Source organism: Brevundimonas sp. P7753, from assembly GCF_013386595.1.
In the GTDB taxonomy this organism is placed as follows: Bacteria; Pseudomonadota; Alphaproteobacteria; order Caulobacterales; family Caulobacteraceae; genus Brevundimonas; species Brevundimonas bullata.
In genome coordinates this window covers 43,614-58,195 of the sequence record NZ_JACARP010000033.1, presented here as the reverse complement: position 1 = coordinate 58,195, position 14,582 = coordinate 43,614, and the positions used below count along the sequence as shown (strand labels likewise).

Below are 14,582 nucleotides of genomic sequence, written 5' to 3'. Positions count from 1 at the left end.
CGTGACACCGCTGGCTATCCGTCGCATTTCGGGACAATTGAGTAATTGAGTTCAGCGTAGTTTTTAGGCGAGAACGCATGATGGTCAGAGGCTCGGCAGAGGATGGTCCCCATCCCGTGGACCGTCATGTCGGTCGGCGGGTTTGCGAGAAGCGGATCGCCCTGGGTTATAATCAGAGCGATCTGGGCCGGGCGCTCGGTCTGACCTTCCAGCAGATTCAGAAGTACGAGAAGGGCGCCAACCGCGTTTCGGCCTCCAAGCTCTGGGACATCGCCCGCTTCTTCAAGGTCGATATCGGCTACTTCTTCGAGGGCCTGACGACGGCGGCGCCGGGTATGGCCGAAGGCGAGACCGAGCCCTTCGTCCACGACTTCCCGGCGACGCGCCAGAGCATGGAGATCGGTCGTCTGGCGCCGCAGCTGTCGGTACGACAGCAGAAGCTGGTGCTGGACATGATGCGGGAAATGACCAGTCACGAGAGCCCCGCCGACAAGGGCTGACACGGCGAACCGGAATTGAAAAAGGCGCGGATTGCTCCGCGCCTTTCTGCTGTCTGGCGATCCGTGGCGGATCAACCCGCGAGATTAGCCCGCCAGTGCGGCTTCCGAGGCGACGATCCGGCTGGCGGCGTGGACCACGGCGCCGATGCGAAGCGCAGCCTGGACCTGGACGTTGGGCACGCCGTGCTTGCGCAGTTCGCCTTCGTGCGCGTCAAGGCAGGCGCCGCAGCCGTTGATGGCCGAGACGGCGGTGGACCACAGTTCGAAGTCCAGCTTCTCGACGCCGGGGTTGGCGATGACGTTCATGCGCAGCTTGGCCGGCAGGGTCGTGTACTCGTTGTTCTTCATCAGGTGCAGCGAGCGGTAGTAGATGTTGTTCATGCCCATGATGGCGGCGGCGGCCTTGGCTGCGGTCAGGGCTTCGGGCGACAGGATGGTCGCGGCCTGGGCCTCGATGGCCTTGACGACCGGGGCGACGCCGATGGCGTGGGCCGAGGCCAGGAAGCAGCCCCACTTCTGCTGGTCGTTCAGCACGGTCTCATTGGCCAGCGAGGACAGGTTCAGCGAGATGTCCTTGGCGTAGGCCGGGATCATTTCACGCAGGGCGTCGATGGACATGGAAACTTCCTTCAGATCAACGGCGCCGCTTGCGCCGGACACAATATGGGGAGGGCCGACGCGCCCGTCAGGGCAAGGCGTCGGGCATGAAAAAGGCGGCGACAGTCGCCCGCCGCCGCCTCTTCCAGAGGGGGCGGCCCGAACCCTACAAACGCGGTCCGGGCCGTACCTGGGCCAGTACTTAAGCGGCCAGGGTCTCGCCGCCGACCGGGCGGTTGCAGGCGCACAGTTCGTCGGTCTGCAGGGCGTCGACGACGCGCAGCGTGTCTTCCGGCGAACGGCCGACGTTCAGGTTGGTGACATAGACGTGCTGGACGACATTGTGCGGGTCCACGACGAAGGTGGCGCGCAGGGCGACGCCGTTTTCTTCGTCCAGGATGCCCAGGTCGCGGGCCAGCTTGCCGCCGGTATCAGCGAACTGCCAGATCGGCAGCTTGTTCAGGTCGGCATGGTCGCGGCGCCAGGCCAGCTTGACGAACTCGTTGTCGGTCGAACCGCCGAGCACGACGGTGTCGCGGTCTTCGAAGTCCTTGCCCAGCTTGGCGAAGGCGGCGATTTCGGTCGGGCAGACGAAGGTGAAGTCCTTCGGGTAGAAGAAGATGACCTTCCACTTGCCGTCAAAGCTGTCCTGCGTCAGCGTTTCAAACGCCGAGACGCCGTTTTCTTCATGGTCGTTGAAGCCCGGCTTCACGCCAGTGATCTTGAATTCAGGCAGTTTTTGACCGACGCCCAGCATAGTGGAGCTCCATTCTGACAATGTAAGACAGGCGGCGACGCAGGGAGGCGCATCGCCGTTGGGCTTCAGATGGGGGGTGGGGCCGCGGAAGTCAAATCGATGATTTCACAATCACGAATAGATTTTCATTATGGACGGGCGACAGACGCCAAGCGTGGCTGTCCGAGACGACTATAAGTTTTCCTGCTGAATGACCCAAAGTTTATCGATTTTCCTTTGGCGCCGAAGCGGGAGTAGGCTCGCCGCAATAGTCGGCCAACAGGAGGAAAACCATGGACGGACAAGCAGGCGGCCCCACCCCTCTTCACGATCCCAAGAAGGAGCCCGGCGCGCTGCGCTCGCTTCTGGGGCGCACCAACCGCGACTGGTGGCCCAACCAGATGGCGATGGATATCCTGCATCAGCAGGGCCGGTCGGGCGATCCGATGGGCGACGGCTTCGACTACGCCGAGGCCTTCAAGTCGCTGGATCTGGCCGCAGTCAAGCGTGACCTGACCGCCCTGATGACCGATAGCCAACCCTGGTGGCCGGCGGACTACGGCCACTACGGCCCCTTCTTCATCCGCATGGCCTGGCACTCGGCCGGCACCTATCGCACCGGGGACGGGCGCGGCGGCGCCGGCGCGGGGCAGCAGCGCTTCGCCCCGCTCAACTCCTGGCCGGACAACGGCAACCTCGACAAGGCGCGCCGCCTGCTGTGGCCGATCAAGCAGAAGTATGGCGCCAAGTTATCGTGGGCCGACCTGATGATCCTGGCCGGCAATGTCGCCATCGAAAGCATGGGCGGGCCGGTCTTCGGCTTCGGCGGCGGCCGCGCCGACGTCTGGGAGCCCGAGAAGGACGTCTACTGGGGCACGGAAGAGAACTGGGTCGGCGACGAAGCCAACCAGACCCGCATCCAGCCCGATAAGGGCATGGCTCTGGAAGACCCCCTGGCCGCCATCCAGATGGGCCTGATCTATGTGAACCCGGAAGGCCCCGGCGGCGTGCCCGAAGCCCTGGCCTCGGCCCGCGACATTCGCGAGACCTTCGCCCGCATGGGCATGAACGACGAGGAGACGGCCGCCCTGACCGCGGGCGGCCACACCTTCGGCAAGGCCCACGGCGCCGGCGACGCCTCCAAGGTCGGGATCAGCCCCGAGGGCGCCGACATCGCCCAACAGGGTCTGGGCTGGATCTCGGGTCACGCCAGCGGCATAGGCGACGACACCATCACCTCGGGTATCGAGGGGGCCTGGACTCCCACGCCGATCACCTGGGACATGACCTATTTCGACATGCTGCTGGACCACGACTACGAGTTGGTCCGCAGCCCTGCGGGCGCCAAGCAGTGGCAGCCGGTGGGCAATCCGCCGGAGACCCTGGCCCCGGCGGCCCATACGCCGGGCAAGCGCGTGCCGACGATGATGACGACCGCCGACATGGCCTTCAAGATCGACCCGATCTATCGCCCGATCATGGAGCGGTTCCGCGCTGACCCGGCCTATTTCGGCGACGCCTTCGCCCGCGCCTGGTTCAAGCTTTGCCACCGCGACATGGGACCCAAGGCCCGCTATCTCGGCCCGGACGTTCCGGCCGAGGACCTGATCTGGCAGGACCCGATCCCGGCCCACACCGGACCGGCGCTGTCGGACGCCGACATCAAGGTGCTGAAGGACATCATCGCGGCGTCCGGCCTGTCGGTCGCCGATCTGGTGTCCACGGCCTGGGCCTCGGCCGTGACCTTCCGCGGCTCGGACTATCGCGGCGGCGCCAACGGCGGGCGTCTGCGCCTGGCCCCGCAAAAGGACTGGGACGTCAACGAACCGGCCAGACTGGCGCGTGTGTTGAAGGTCTATGAGGACATCAAGGGCGGCCTCAGCCTGAATGTCTCCATCGCCGACCTGATCGTCCTCGGCGGGGTCGTCGGCGTCGAACGGGCGATCCGGGCGGCGGGTCACGACGTAGCGGTCCCCTTCACGCCGGGCCGAACCGACGCCTCGCAGGACCAGACCGACGTGGACGGCTTTGCGGTGCTGGAGCCCCGCGCCGACGGTTTCCGCAACTATCTGCAGGTCCGCTTCAACGTGCCGACCGAGGAGCTGCTGATCGATCGGGCGCAACTCCTGGGGCTGACGGCGCCCGAGATGACGGTGCTGGTCGGCGGTCTGCGTGTTCTCGGGGCCAGCCACGGCGGGTCGAAGCACGGCGTCTTCACCGATCGTCCGGGTCAGTTGACCAACGATTTCTTCGTCAACCTGCTGGACATGAGAACCGGCTGGAAACAGGTCGACGGCGAGGGCGACGAGACCTTCGTCGGCACGGATCGTCTGACCGGCGAACAGCTGTGGACCGCCACCCGCACCGACCTTGTCTTCGGCTCCAACGCCCAGCTGCGCGCCCTGTCCGAGGTCTACGCCTCGGCTGACGCGGGCGAGAAGTTCGTGCGGGACTTCGTCGCCGCCTGGACCAAGGTGATGAACGCCGACCGCTTCGATCTGCACTAGGCGCAAAGGAGGCGCCGCAGCCCGGCGGGCTCGCGGCGCCTTTCTTCATCAATGGTTTCGATTGTCTTTGAAAACACGATAGAGCGCGCCTATGTGGGGCGGATGCTCCCCACTCTGCGACAGCTCCACTATCTCAAGCTCCTGGCCGAACACGCCTCGTTCAGCCGCGCCGCCGAGGCGGCGCACGTCAGCCAGCCGGCCCTGTCGGCGGGGGTGCAGGAACTGGAGAAGATCCTGGGCGCGCCCGTGGTCGAGCGCACGCGCGGCGCGGTGCAACTGACCGCCGTCGGCGCCGAGGCGGTCAAGCGCGCCGAAGACGTTCTGGCCCGCACCGAGGACCTCGTCGAGGCGGCGAAAAACGCGGGCAAGCCCCTGTCGGGCCGCTTCCGCCTCGGCATCATCCCCACCGTCGCCCCCTTCCTTCTGCCCCGCGCCCTGCCCGGCCTGCGCGAGCAATACCCGGCCCTGCGGCTTTTCATCCGCGAGGACCTGACCCCGCGCCTGATCGCCGGGCTGAAGGCGGGGCAACTAGACGCCGCCGTCATCGCCCTGCCCTATGAGGCGCCGGGCATCGACCACGCCCGCATCGGCGACGACGAGATTCTGGCCGCCGCCCCGGTCGGCCACCCCCTGGCGGGTCTGGGCCCCATCCCCGAGGGGATGCTGAAGTCTGACGACCTGATCCTGCTGGAGGACGGCCACTGCCTGCGTGATCAGGCTCTGGCCGCCGTCAACATCGAGGCCCCGCGCGGCGAGGACGTCTTCGCCGCCACCTCCCTGCACACCCTGGTCCAGATGGTGTCCGCCGGCCTGGGCGTCAGCTTCCTGCCGCAGATGGCCGTGACCGCAGGGCTGGCCGACAACCCCGGCGTCGTCGTCCGCCCCATCTCCGCCGACGCCCCCCGCCGCGAGATCGTCGTCGCCTGGCGCGCCGGCTCCAGCCGCGCCGCCGAAGCCCGCCTCCTCGCCGAAGCCCTCAAGCTGGACTGACGCGCTCGGACGGCGAGGCGCCGCGGCCCTTAGGCCGCCAGGCCCTCCGTCGCTCTGCCCCCTCCCCCGCCGTCATCCTCGGGCTTGACCCGAGGATCGGAGGCAGCGGCGCACTCGGCCTTGCCGCCGTCGCGCAGACGGCTATCGACCCGCAGTCATGCGAGTTTGTCTGCCCACCAAGTTCGAACAAGCTTGAGCATCTCGCCGACATGGGTCCATTCGAGATCCGCTGTTGGACACCGCTTTGCCATCGTATGGATGGCTGGCCCGTAAGGTCCGCGCCCGTAAGGTCCGGTTCCATATCCACGCGTGCGTAATCCATCGGTTGCAGCCGCTCTGATCACTTCGACGTTTTTGACCTGGAAGTGCTTGGCTCCGAGCGCGATCTCTCTCAATGCCTCACTATAAGGGCAGTCCGCCCTCATCTCTTCCCATGCAGCAACTTCACTTGCCCAATCGGCAATGTGATGGGCCAGAATACAAGCGGCCAGCGCTTTCGATTTAGAACCAGGGTCGAAAATAGATTCAGAGATAGCTGGGCACGCAACGTCCCTGAAATACTCCACCGCTGACGCAGCCAGACCGTTTATCGGTTGCCGTGCTTCACGCATTTAGAAACCAGACGTCGCGAAGATCATTCTTCCCAAACATCCTGTCGATGCCGTTCATTTAGCCTCCGCTCAATCCGCAGCACCGTGTCCATGGCAACGCTCGCGCGTTTATGGATATCCAGCAACAGCCAGAAAACCGAAATCGCAGCAATCCATTCAGCCTATCCCCAATGCTCGAACATCTTAGCATCTCCTCATTGACTGCCCATCTTAACGGCAAAGGTTTCCTTACATAAACTTGGGCGGGGGTTTGGGAGCGGTTGCAGGGCGATGTCCTGAGTGTTGACGGGACCTACTGTCCGCTTCCACCATCGCGGACTGAATAGACTTCGACCTGCCCACTAAACAAAAAGGCCGGCGGATCGCTCCGCCGGCCTTCTCATTTCAGACGACTGCCTGAGACCTATTCAGCCTCGCCGCGCGCCAGGTTGCGCAGGACGTAGGGCATGACGCCGCCGGCCTTAAAGTAGTCCAGCTCGGTCTGGTTATCGATGCGGCAGCGGACCGGGAAGCGAGCCATCTTGCCGTCCGACGGACGGAACATCTCGACCCACAGGTCCTGACGCGGCTTCAGCTTGCCGATGTTGGCGTCGGTCAGGCCACGGATGGTGACGATCTCTTCGCCGGTCAGGCCCAGCTTGGCCCAGCCGTCCTGCTTGAACTGCAGCGGAACCACGCCCATGCCGACCAGGTTCGAGCGGTGAATACGCTCGTAGCTTTCGGCGATGACGGCGCGAACGCCCAGCAGACGCGTGCCCTTGGCCGCCCAGTCGCGCGACGAGCCGGTGCCGTATTCCTTGCCGGCGAAGACGACCAGAGGACGGCCTTCCGACTGGTAACGCATGGCCGCGTCATAGATCGACATCGTGTCTTCCGAGGGGAAGTGCTTGGTGACGCCGCCCTCGATGTCCGGGGTGATCTTGTTGCGGATGCGGATGTTGGCGAAGGTGCCGCGCATCATGACTTCGTGGTTGCCGCGGCGGGCGCCGTAGCTGTTGAAGTCCAGGGCGTCGACGCCGTGGTTGGTCAGATAGACGCCGGCGGGCGAGGCCTTCTTGATCGAACCGGCCGGGCTGATGTGGTCGGTGGTGATCGAGTCGCCGAAGATGCCCAGGATGCGGGCCTCGACGATGTCGGTGACCGCCGAAGGCTCCATCGACAGACCCTCGAAGTAGGGCGGGTTGGCGACGTAGGTCGACTTGTCGTCCCAATCATAGGTCTGACCGCCCGTGACCTTGATGGCCTGCCAGTGCTTGTCGCCCTTGAAGACGTCCTTGTAGCGCTTGGCGAACATGGCCGGGGTGACGGACTTCTTCTGGATGTCGGCGATCTCTTGCGAGGTCGGCCACACGTCCTTCAGGAAGACGTCATTGCCCTTCTTGTCCTGACCGATCGGGTCCTTGGTGATGTCGATGCGCATCGAACCGGCGATGGCGTAGGCCACGACCAGCGGCGGCGAGGCCAGGTAGTTGGCCTGGACGTCGGGGTTCACGCGGCCTTCGAAGTTGCGGTTGCCCGACAGGACCGAGATCGCGACCAGGCCGTTGTCGTTGATCGCCTTCGAGATGGCCGGGTCCAGCGGGCCCGAGTTGCCGATGCAGGTGGTGCAGCCATAGCCGACCAGGTTGAAGCCCATGGCGTCCAGATCCTTCTGGAGGCCGGCGTCGGTCAGATAGTCGGTGACGACCTGCGAGCCGGGGGCCAGCGAGGTCTTGACCCAGGGCTTGACCTTCATGCCCAGGGCATGGGCCTTGCGCGCCACCAGACCGGCGGCGATCAGGACCGACGGGTTCGAGGTGTTGGTGCAGGAGGTGATGGCGGCGATGACCACGTCGCCGTCGCCGACGGTGAACTTCTGGCCTTCGACGGCCACGCGGCCGGCGTCGTTCACGCGACCGAAGACGTCGGTCAGGGCGGTTTCGAAGGCCGGGGCGGCGGTGGTCAGTTCAACGCGGTCCTGCGGACGCTTGGGACCGGCCAGCGACGGCACGACCGTCGAGATGTCCAGTTCCAGAACGTCGGTGAAGACGGGGTCTTCCGAGGTTTCGTCGATCCACAACCCTTGAGCCTTGGCATAGGCTTCGACCAGGGCGACGCGCGCCTTGTCGCGGCCCGTGGCCGTCAGATAGTCGATGGTGGCTTGGCTGACCGGGAAGAAGCCGCAGGTGGCGCCGTATTCCGGGGCCATGTTGGCGATGGTGGCCTGGTCCTCGATGGTCATGCCGGCGATGGCGGGACCGAAGAATTCGACGAACTTGCCGACCACGCCCTTTTTGCGGAGCATCTGGGTGACGGTCAGGACCAGGTCGGTCGCGGTGGCGCCTTCCGGCATCTTGCCCGACAGCTTGAAGCCGATGACTTCCGGAATCAGCATGGGGATCGGCTGGCCCAGCATGGCGGCTTCGGCCTCGATGCCGCCGACGCCCCAGCCCAGGACGGCCAGGCCGTTGATCATGGTGGTGTGGCTGTCGGTGCCGACGACGGTGTCGGGATAGGCGACGGTCGTCTTGCCCTCGGTCAGGGTCCAGACGGTCTGGGCCAGGTTTTCCAGGTTCACCTGGTGGCAGATGCCGGTGCCGGGGGGCACGACGCGGAAGTTGTTGAAGGCCGACGAACCCCAGCGCAGGAAGTTGTAGCGCTCGATATTGCGCTCATACTCGCGCTCGACGTTCTGGCCGAAGGCCTTGGCGTTGCCGAAGTGGTCGACCATGACCGAGTGGTCGATGACCAGGTCGACGGGGACCAGCGGATTGATCTTGGCGGCGTCGGCGCCCAGCTTGGCCATGGCGTCGCGCATCGCGGCCAGGTCGACGACGGCGGGCACGCCGGTGAAGTCCTGCATCAGGACGCGGGCCGGACGGAAGGCGATCTCGTGCTCGACGGCGCCCTTGTTCTCGATCCAGGCGGCGACGGCCTTCAGGTCGTCTTCCGTGACCGAGACGCCGTCTTCGTTGCGCAGCAGGTTCTCGAGAAGCACCTTCATCGAGCGCGGCAGACGGGAAATCCCGGCCAGACCGGCTTCCTCGGCGGCGGGAAGGCTGTAATAGGCGTACTTCTTGCGCCCGACCGAAAGGTCCTGACGGGTCTTGAGGCTGTCAATCGACGGCATGGAGAGGGTCCTCTGACAAACGCCGCCCGACAATTCGGTTGCGCCTTCGCGCGCTGGACGCCGGGGCGCACAGGTCCCAGGCGCGCGCGGCGAAAGCCTGCTGCGGCGCTTGCGCGTATAGTCCTGTGCGCGGGAGCCGTCCATGTATCCACAACGTCCTCGTGGACATTGAGAGAGGTTCGCAAATCGGCGGGGCCATGCTGAAGGCGGTCGACATCCAGTCCCTGAGCCTGTCGCGCGGCGAGCGCGTCCTGTTCCAGGGCCTGTCGTTGCGGCTTTCGGCGGGCGAGGCCGTGGCTCTGACCGGGGCCAACGGGGCGGGCAAGACCAGTCTGCTGCGGGCCGTGGCGGGCTTTATCCGGCCCGATGCGGGCGCGATCACATTTTCCGGCGGCCCAAATGCCGGACCCGGCTTGGACGGCGAGGCGCTGGAGCCCGAGACCGCGCGACGCGAGGGCGTCCATCTGTTGGGCCACCTCGAAGGCCTGAAGCCGACGCGGACGGCGCGTCAGGAGTTCGACTTTCAGACGGCGTGGCTGGGCGGAAATATTCCGGCGCGGGATGCGGCGGTCACACGGCTGGCGCTGACGCCCCTGCTGGATCTGGAGACGAGGAAGCTGTCGGCGGGGCAGAAGCGGCGTCTGTCGCTGGCGCGGCTGATCGCGGCCCCGCGCGCCCTGTGGCTGCTGGACGAACCCCTGGCCCCGCTGGACGAGCGCTGGCGCGGCGTCGCGGCCGAGCTGATGGCGGCCCATCTGGCCACGGGCGGCATGATCCTGGCGGCGGTGCACGACCCCCTGCCCGTCGCGGCGCGCAATCTCGATCTCGGAGGCCTGTCTTGAGGGCCGTCCGCGTCCTGTTCGGCCGCGAGCTGTCGCTGGCTTGGGGCGGCGGCGGCGGGCCTCTGCTGGCGTGCGGCTTCATGCTGTGCCTGACCGCCATCCTGCCCCTGGCGGCGGGCGGCGATCCGCGCGTCCTGGCCCCGGCGGCCTCGGGCGCCAGCTGGATGGCTCTGGCCCTGGCCTCGCTGCTGTCGCTGGAGCGCCTGTTCGAGCGCGATCTGGAAGACGGCGCTCTGGACCTCTTGGCGCTCGGCCCCCTGCCGCTGGAGGCGACGGTGGCGATCAAGGCTGTGGCGCAATGGCTGGCCACGGGCCTGCCGCTGGCGCTCGCGGCCCCGGTCGCGGCCCTGGCCCTGGGCCAACCGGCCCATTTGATCGGTCTGACGGCGCTGGCGGCGGCCATCGGCGGGCTGGGCTTCGCCTTTACCGGGGCGCTCGGCGCGGCGCTGGCGCTCGGGGCCAGGCGCGGGGGGCTGCTGATCGCCGTGGTGGTCTTGCCGCTGTTCATTCCGCCGGTGGTGTTCGGCGCGGGCGCCCTGACGCGGGCGGCGGACGGCGGCGATCCGCTGTCGGCCCTGGCCTTGCTGAGCGCCTATGTCCTGTTCGCGGTGGTCATCGCCCCGGTCGCCGGCGCGGCGGCGATCCGCAACGCCCAGGGCTAGATATCTCCCTCCGTCATCCCGGACGCAGGCTCGCTGGCGAGCCGAAGATCCGGGACCCAGGCGGTCGCACGCCATGCGGGAGCCGAACCGTCCAGAGCCGCCGTCTGGGTCCCGGATCGGCCTGACGGCCGTCCGGGATGACGAACAACAAGCCAGCGGGGGTCGGGGTTAGCGCGGCTTCAGCGTGACGTAGAGGGCCCCGTCGCCGCCGTGACGCCGGTGGGCGAAGGCGAAGCCGGACACCACGCCGCGCAGATGCGGTCCGGTCAGCCAGTCATGCACCGAACTGCGGATCACGCCGCCGCCGCGTCGTCCCTGACCCGTGATGACCAGAACCGAGCGCAGGCCGCGTGCCTGACAGCCCATCAGGAAGCCGCGCAACTGATCTTCGGCCTCGAAGCGACCGAAGCCGTGCAGGTCGATGCGGGCCTCGATCGGATCGCGTTCGCGCGACAGGCGGCGCTGGCGGCGCGGCTCCAGCTCTTCGGGCGTGGGCCGTGCGCGGCTGGGCGTCGATTTGGCCGGGGTCGTGATCCCGAGCGCCTCGAAAGTCGGCGTCTGATCGGGCGCAATACGCTTCTTGCCCGCGACGCCGCGTGCGGGCTTGGCCGCCGCCGAGGCCTGCAAGGGCGCCGTGTCAGGATCAGGCAGGACGGCGCCGGGGGTGACGCGGGCGGCTTTGCGGCGCGCAGGCGGGGTCACGGTCCCGGTCACGCGGGCCCAGATGCGTTTGTCGTCGTCGGAAGAGGCAGGCGGGCCTTTTCGCGCCACCTCAGTCCCCGGCGTCGTCGAAGGGGGCGCCCATGTCGGAGCCAGGTCCAGGTTCGTGCGCCAGCAGGTCGCCCGGCTGGCAGTCAAGCTCGCGGCACAGGGCGTCCAGGGTCGAGAAGCGCACGGCGCGCGCCTTGCCGGTCTTGAGGATCGACAGATTGGCCACGGTCACGCCGACGCGGTCGGCGAGCTCCGTCAGCGACATGCGTCGTTCGGCGAGGATGCGGTCAAGTTGGACGCGGATGGCCATGGGGTCAGCTTAAGGTTTCCAGATCAGATCGTCAGTTCGGATTCGCGACGCAGGCGCGCGCCTTCGCGGAAGACCTCCGCCAGGACGAAGACGACCAGGATGGAGAAGACGGGGGTGAGCAGGTCGCTGATCCCCTGCGGCTCCATGACGCCGGGAGCCAGGCGGGCGGCGACCAGGCCCTGCGCCACCCAGACGCCGCCGGTCACGATGGCCAGGATCAGGCCGATCTGGCGCAGGCGGCGGACATTGTCGGGCTGGAAGGGATCGCCCAGGGTCAGGGTGCGGAATATCTTTCGCAGACCCCGCAGGATCATCAGGAAGCCGCCGAAATAGGCGGTGATGGCCCCGACGCCGAACAGCAGCAGGGGGCGGGTCAACGGCATCTGACGACCATCGGCGCCGTCGCTGACGGTCACGTTCAGGTTGTCGATGGGAATGAAGATGGAGGCGACCCACAGCAGCAGCAGCACGCCGGTGATCAGGGCCAGAAGGACATAGGCGACGTCCAGCGCGATCTTCAGCAGGCTGGAGACGGAACCTGGGCCCAGAGTCTTGAGGTTGGCGCCTGGCAGGCGCGGCGCTCTTATCCCGATGGCTGGCAGTTTCGGGAGGCGCATGAAGTCAGGTCTCGGGCCGGGTGGTTCAGGGCGCGATCGCCGCGCGGGGTCCGGCAGACCCTCACGCGGCGCTATTCTTCGCGGTGTTCATGCTGATCGTCAAAGCCCCCAATGTGATCCAGCCTTGGATCACAGGCTCTGGATCAGAAGGGCGACGGCGGCGGTCGGCAGGGCGGCCAGCAGAAGGGCGTTGAAGAAGCCGTGGCCGACGCGGTCCATCCAGATCGAGGTTTTCATCGCTTGCATCGTATCTCTCCGTGGTTGCACGATTTTCGTGCGTTTCCGTGGTGTCGCTGGGTGAACGTTGCGTTGTTTTCGCTCCGTTTGAACGGTGCGACCCCCGTTCTTGAGATTTAAGATAGGGGCGACCCCGTCGAAAAGCACGTTACATATCGTTTAACGATGTTAAACTTCCGCAATGCATCGGACGGGACTAAGGTGACCGCATGAATCTCAAGCTGATCAAGGGGATGCGGCTGGTGGCCGCGACCCACAACCCGGGCAAGGCGCGCGAGATCGAAGCGCTGCTGGACGGAAATTACAGGATCGTCACGGCCGGCAGCCTCAACCTGCCCGAACCGGACGAGACCGAGAGCACCTTCGTCGGCAACGCCATGCTGAAGGCCCGCCACGCGGCCGAGGCCTCGGGCGAGGTCTCGCTGGCCGACGACTCCGGCCTGTCGGTTGCGGCGCTCGACGGGGCGCCCGGCATCTTCTCGGCGCGCTGGGCCGGACCGGGCAAGGACTTCGCCCTGGCCATGAAGAAGGTCGAGGAGCGGCTGGAGGAAGTCGGTTCCACGGATCGTCGCGCCTGGTTCACCTCTGCCCTGGCTGTGGCCTGGCCCGACGGTCCCTGCGTGGTGGTCGAGGGCCGCATCGACGGCGACCTGGTCTTCCCGCCGCGCGGCGACGGCGGGCACGGCTATGATCCCATCTTCCGGCCCGAGGGCTCGGACAAGACCTTCGCCGAGATGGAAGACGCCGAGAAGGACGCCATCAGCCACCGCGCCCGCGCCTTCGCCCGGCTCAAGGCGGCGCTGATTGACTGACTGAATACGGCCCTTCTCCCCTCCGGGGGAGAAGGTGGCTGCCGAAGGCAGACGGATGAGGGGGACGTCGGCTTTCTCTGCTACGAAGGCCCAAGATGCCCAACCCGCCCCCTCATCCGAGCGGCTCCGCCGCCCACCTTCTCCCCCGAGGGGAGAATGGAGGATTGAGCGACGCCCTCGCCCTCTACGTTCACTGGCCCTACTGCGCCCGCATCTGTCCCTATTGCGACTTCAACGTCGTGCGCGACCGAGGCCGGGTCGAGGAGCAGGCCGGGCTGGTCCAAGCCATCCTGGCGGACATGGAGGCGCAAAGCCTGCTGGTCGGCCCGCGCCGTCTGGTCTCGATCTTCTTCGGCGGCGGCACCCCGTCCCTGATGCCGCCCGAGGCCGTGGCGGCGGTGATCGCGCGGGCCAAGGCGCTGTTTCCACCGGCGGGCGACATAGAGATCACGCTGGAGGCCAACCCCACCGACGCCGAGGCGGGCCGCTACGTCGCCCTGGCGGAGGCCGGGATCAACCGCCTGTCCATGGGGGTGCAGTCCTTCGATGACGCCGCCCTGACCTTCCTTGGCCGCGACCACTCGGCGGCGGAGGCCCGGCGCGCGGTTCAGACGGCGGGCGAGGCCTTCCCGCGCCTGTCCATTGACCTGATCTACGCCCGTCCCGGGCAATCCGTAGCCGACTGGACGGCAGAGTTGACCACGGCGCTGGACCTCGGCTTCGAGCACGTCTCGCCTTATCAACTGACCATTGAGCCGACGACGGCCTTCGGTCGGGCCTTCGCGCGCGGAACCCTGACCCCGCCCGACGAGGATCTGGCGGCGTCCCTCTATGAAGCCACGCAAGAGGTGCTCGAGGGCGCCGGGTTCGAGGCCTATGAGGTGTCCAATCACGCCCGCGACGTGGCGGCGCGGTCCAGCCACAACCTGCACGTCTGGCGCGGCGGCGACTATCTGGGTCTCGGTCCCGGCGCCCACGGACGACTGACGCTCGAGGGCGAGCGCACCGCCACCGTCGCCCATCGCCGCATCGCCGACTATGTCGCGGGCGTCGCCAAGGGCGCGCCCTGGGCCGAGCGCGAGACGCTGGATGCGCCGGGCGCCGCAGAGGAACTCGTCCTGCTGGGCCTGCGCACCGTCGAGGGCGTGCCGCTGACGCTGCTCCACACGCTCGGCCTGTCGGAGACGACCGGGCCGCTGGCCGAGCTGATCGCCGACGGCTTCCTTACGTCCCAAGCCGGTCGCGTCGCCGCCACGGCGCGAGGACGGCCCCTGCTCGACGCCGTGCTGAAAGCCCTGCTGACCTAGGCGCCCGACCTAGACCCGAAGGGCCGGGGCTGGC

14 protein-coding genes are annotated in these 14,582 nt (G+C 67.0%); 7 read left to right on the top strand and 7 right to left on the bottom strand.

Annotation, left to right across the window (positions count from 1 at the left end; all coding sequences use genetic code 11):
- Nucleotides 1–80 precede the first annotated feature (80 nt).
- The gene (locus HX774_RS07885; RefSeq protein WP_178825837.1) at nucleotides 81–500 is read left to right on the top strand and encodes a helix-turn-helix domain-containing protein; all 420 of its coding nucleotides are present in this window, start codon (nucleotides 81–83) and stop codon (nucleotides 498–500) included.
- Nucleotides 501–584: 84 nt separating this feature from the next.
- Here HX774_RS07885 and HX774_RS07880 read toward each other — a convergent pair whose 3' ends face one another.
- On the bottom strand, nucleotides 585–1,118 hold the full coding sequence (locus HX774_RS07880) for a carboxymuconolactone decarboxylase family protein (RefSeq protein ID WP_178825741.1): 534 nt from the start codon (nucleotides 1,116–1,118) through the stop codon (nucleotides 585–587).
- 181 nt (nucleotides 1,119–1,299) lie between these two features.
- The gene (locus HX774_RS07875; protein WP_114817069.1) at nucleotides 1,300–1,854 is read right to left on the bottom strand and encodes a peroxiredoxin; all 555 of its coding nucleotides are present in this window, start codon (nucleotides 1,852–1,854) and stop codon (nucleotides 1,300–1,302) included.
- Between the two features lie 272 nt (nucleotides 1,855–2,126).
- Between HX774_RS07875 and katG the strand changes: the two genes are divergently transcribed.
- Both katG and HX774_RS07865 read left to right on the top strand, forming a co-directional pair.
- The gene (katG, locus tag HX774_RS07870) at nucleotides 2,127–4,340 is read left to right on the top strand and encodes a catalase/peroxidase HPI (protein ID WP_178825739.1); all 2,214 of its coding nucleotides are present in this window, start codon (nucleotides 2,127–2,129) and stop codon (nucleotides 4,338–4,340) included.
- A gap of 102 nt (nucleotides 4,341–4,442) precedes the next feature.
- Entirely contained in the window at nucleotides 4,443–5,330 is an 888-nt protein-coding gene (locus HX774_RS07865; protein ID WP_114817071.1) for a hydrogen peroxide-inducible genes activator, read from the top strand.
- 155 nt (nucleotides 5,331–5,485) lie between these two features.
- Here HX774_RS07865 and HX774_RS07860 read toward each other — a convergent pair whose 3' ends face one another.
- Together HX774_RS07860 and acnA are read right to left on the bottom strand one after the other, a co-directional pair.
- Nucleotides 5,486–5,941 carry a hypothetical protein gene (locus HX774_RS07860; protein WP_178825737.1) on the bottom strand — a complete coding sequence of 152 codons (456 nt, stop codon included), beginning with the start codon at nucleotides 5,939–5,941 and terminating at the stop codon, nucleotides 5,486–5,488.
- Nucleotides 5,942–6,344: 403 nt separating this feature from the next.
- Nucleotides 6,345–9,050, bottom strand: coding sequence for an aconitate hydratase AcnA (gene acnA / locus HX774_RS07855; protein ID WP_178825736.1), 2,706 nt, complete (start codon nucleotides 9,048–9,050; stop codon nucleotides 6,345–6,347).
- Between the two features lie 197 nt (nucleotides 9,051–9,247).
- Between acnA and ccmA the strand changes: the two genes are divergently transcribed.
- Nucleotides 9,248–9,892, top strand: a complete 645-nt coding sequence (ccmA, locus tag HX774_RS07850) for a heme ABC exporter ATP-binding protein CcmA (RefSeq protein ID WP_178825835.1) — start codon at nucleotides 9,248–9,250, stop codon at nucleotides 9,890–9,892.
- Nucleotides 9,889–10,554: a heme exporter protein CcmB gene (gene ccmB / locus HX774_RS07845; protein ID WP_178825734.1), complete on the top strand. Its 666-nt coding sequence runs from the start codon at nucleotides 9,889–9,891 to the stop codon at nucleotides 10,552–10,554. The genes ccmA and ccmB overlap by 4 nt, the downstream gene beginning before the upstream one ends.
- A 168-nt stretch (nucleotides 10,555–10,722) precedes the next feature.
- Here ccmB and HX774_RS07840 read toward each other — a convergent pair whose 3' ends face one another.
- From HX774_RS07840 to HX774_RS07830, 3 genes are all read right to left on the bottom strand, one after another.
- The gene (locus HX774_RS07840; RefSeq protein ID WP_370523376.1) at nucleotides 10,723–11,256 is read right to left on the bottom strand and encodes a Smr/MutS family protein; all 534 of its coding nucleotides are present in this window, start codon (nucleotides 11,254–11,256) and stop codon (nucleotides 10,723–10,725) included.
- Nucleotides 11,257–11,326: 70 nt separating this feature from the next.
- Nucleotides 11,327–11,575, bottom strand: a complete 249-nt coding sequence (locus HX774_RS07835) for a helix-turn-helix transcriptional regulator (RefSeq protein WP_178825730.1) — start codon at nucleotides 11,573–11,575, stop codon at nucleotides 11,327–11,329.
- A gap of 23 nt (nucleotides 11,576–11,598) precedes the next feature.
- On the bottom strand, nucleotides 11,599–12,192 hold the full coding sequence (locus HX774_RS07830) for a DUF2975 domain-containing protein (protein WP_114817078.1): 594 nt from the start codon (nucleotides 12,190–12,192) through the stop codon (nucleotides 11,599–11,601).
- A gap of 446 nt (nucleotides 12,193–12,638) precedes the next feature.
- On the opposite strand from HX774_RS07830, the gene rdgB reads away from it, so the two are divergent.
- Nucleotides 12,639–13,241: an RdgB/HAM1 family non-canonical purine NTP pyrophosphatase gene (rdgB, locus tag HX774_RS07825; protein WP_178825728.1), complete on the top strand. Its 603-nt coding sequence runs from the start codon at nucleotides 12,639–12,641 to the stop codon at nucleotides 13,239–13,241.
- Between the two features lie 164 nt (nucleotides 13,242–13,405).
- Nucleotides 13,406–14,548: a radical SAM family heme chaperone HemW gene (gene hemW, locus HX774_RS07820; protein ID WP_255500228.1), complete on the top strand. Its 1,143-nt coding sequence runs from the start codon at nucleotides 13,406–13,408 to the stop codon at nucleotides 14,546–14,548.
- Nucleotides 14,549–14,582 lie beyond the last annotated feature (34 nt).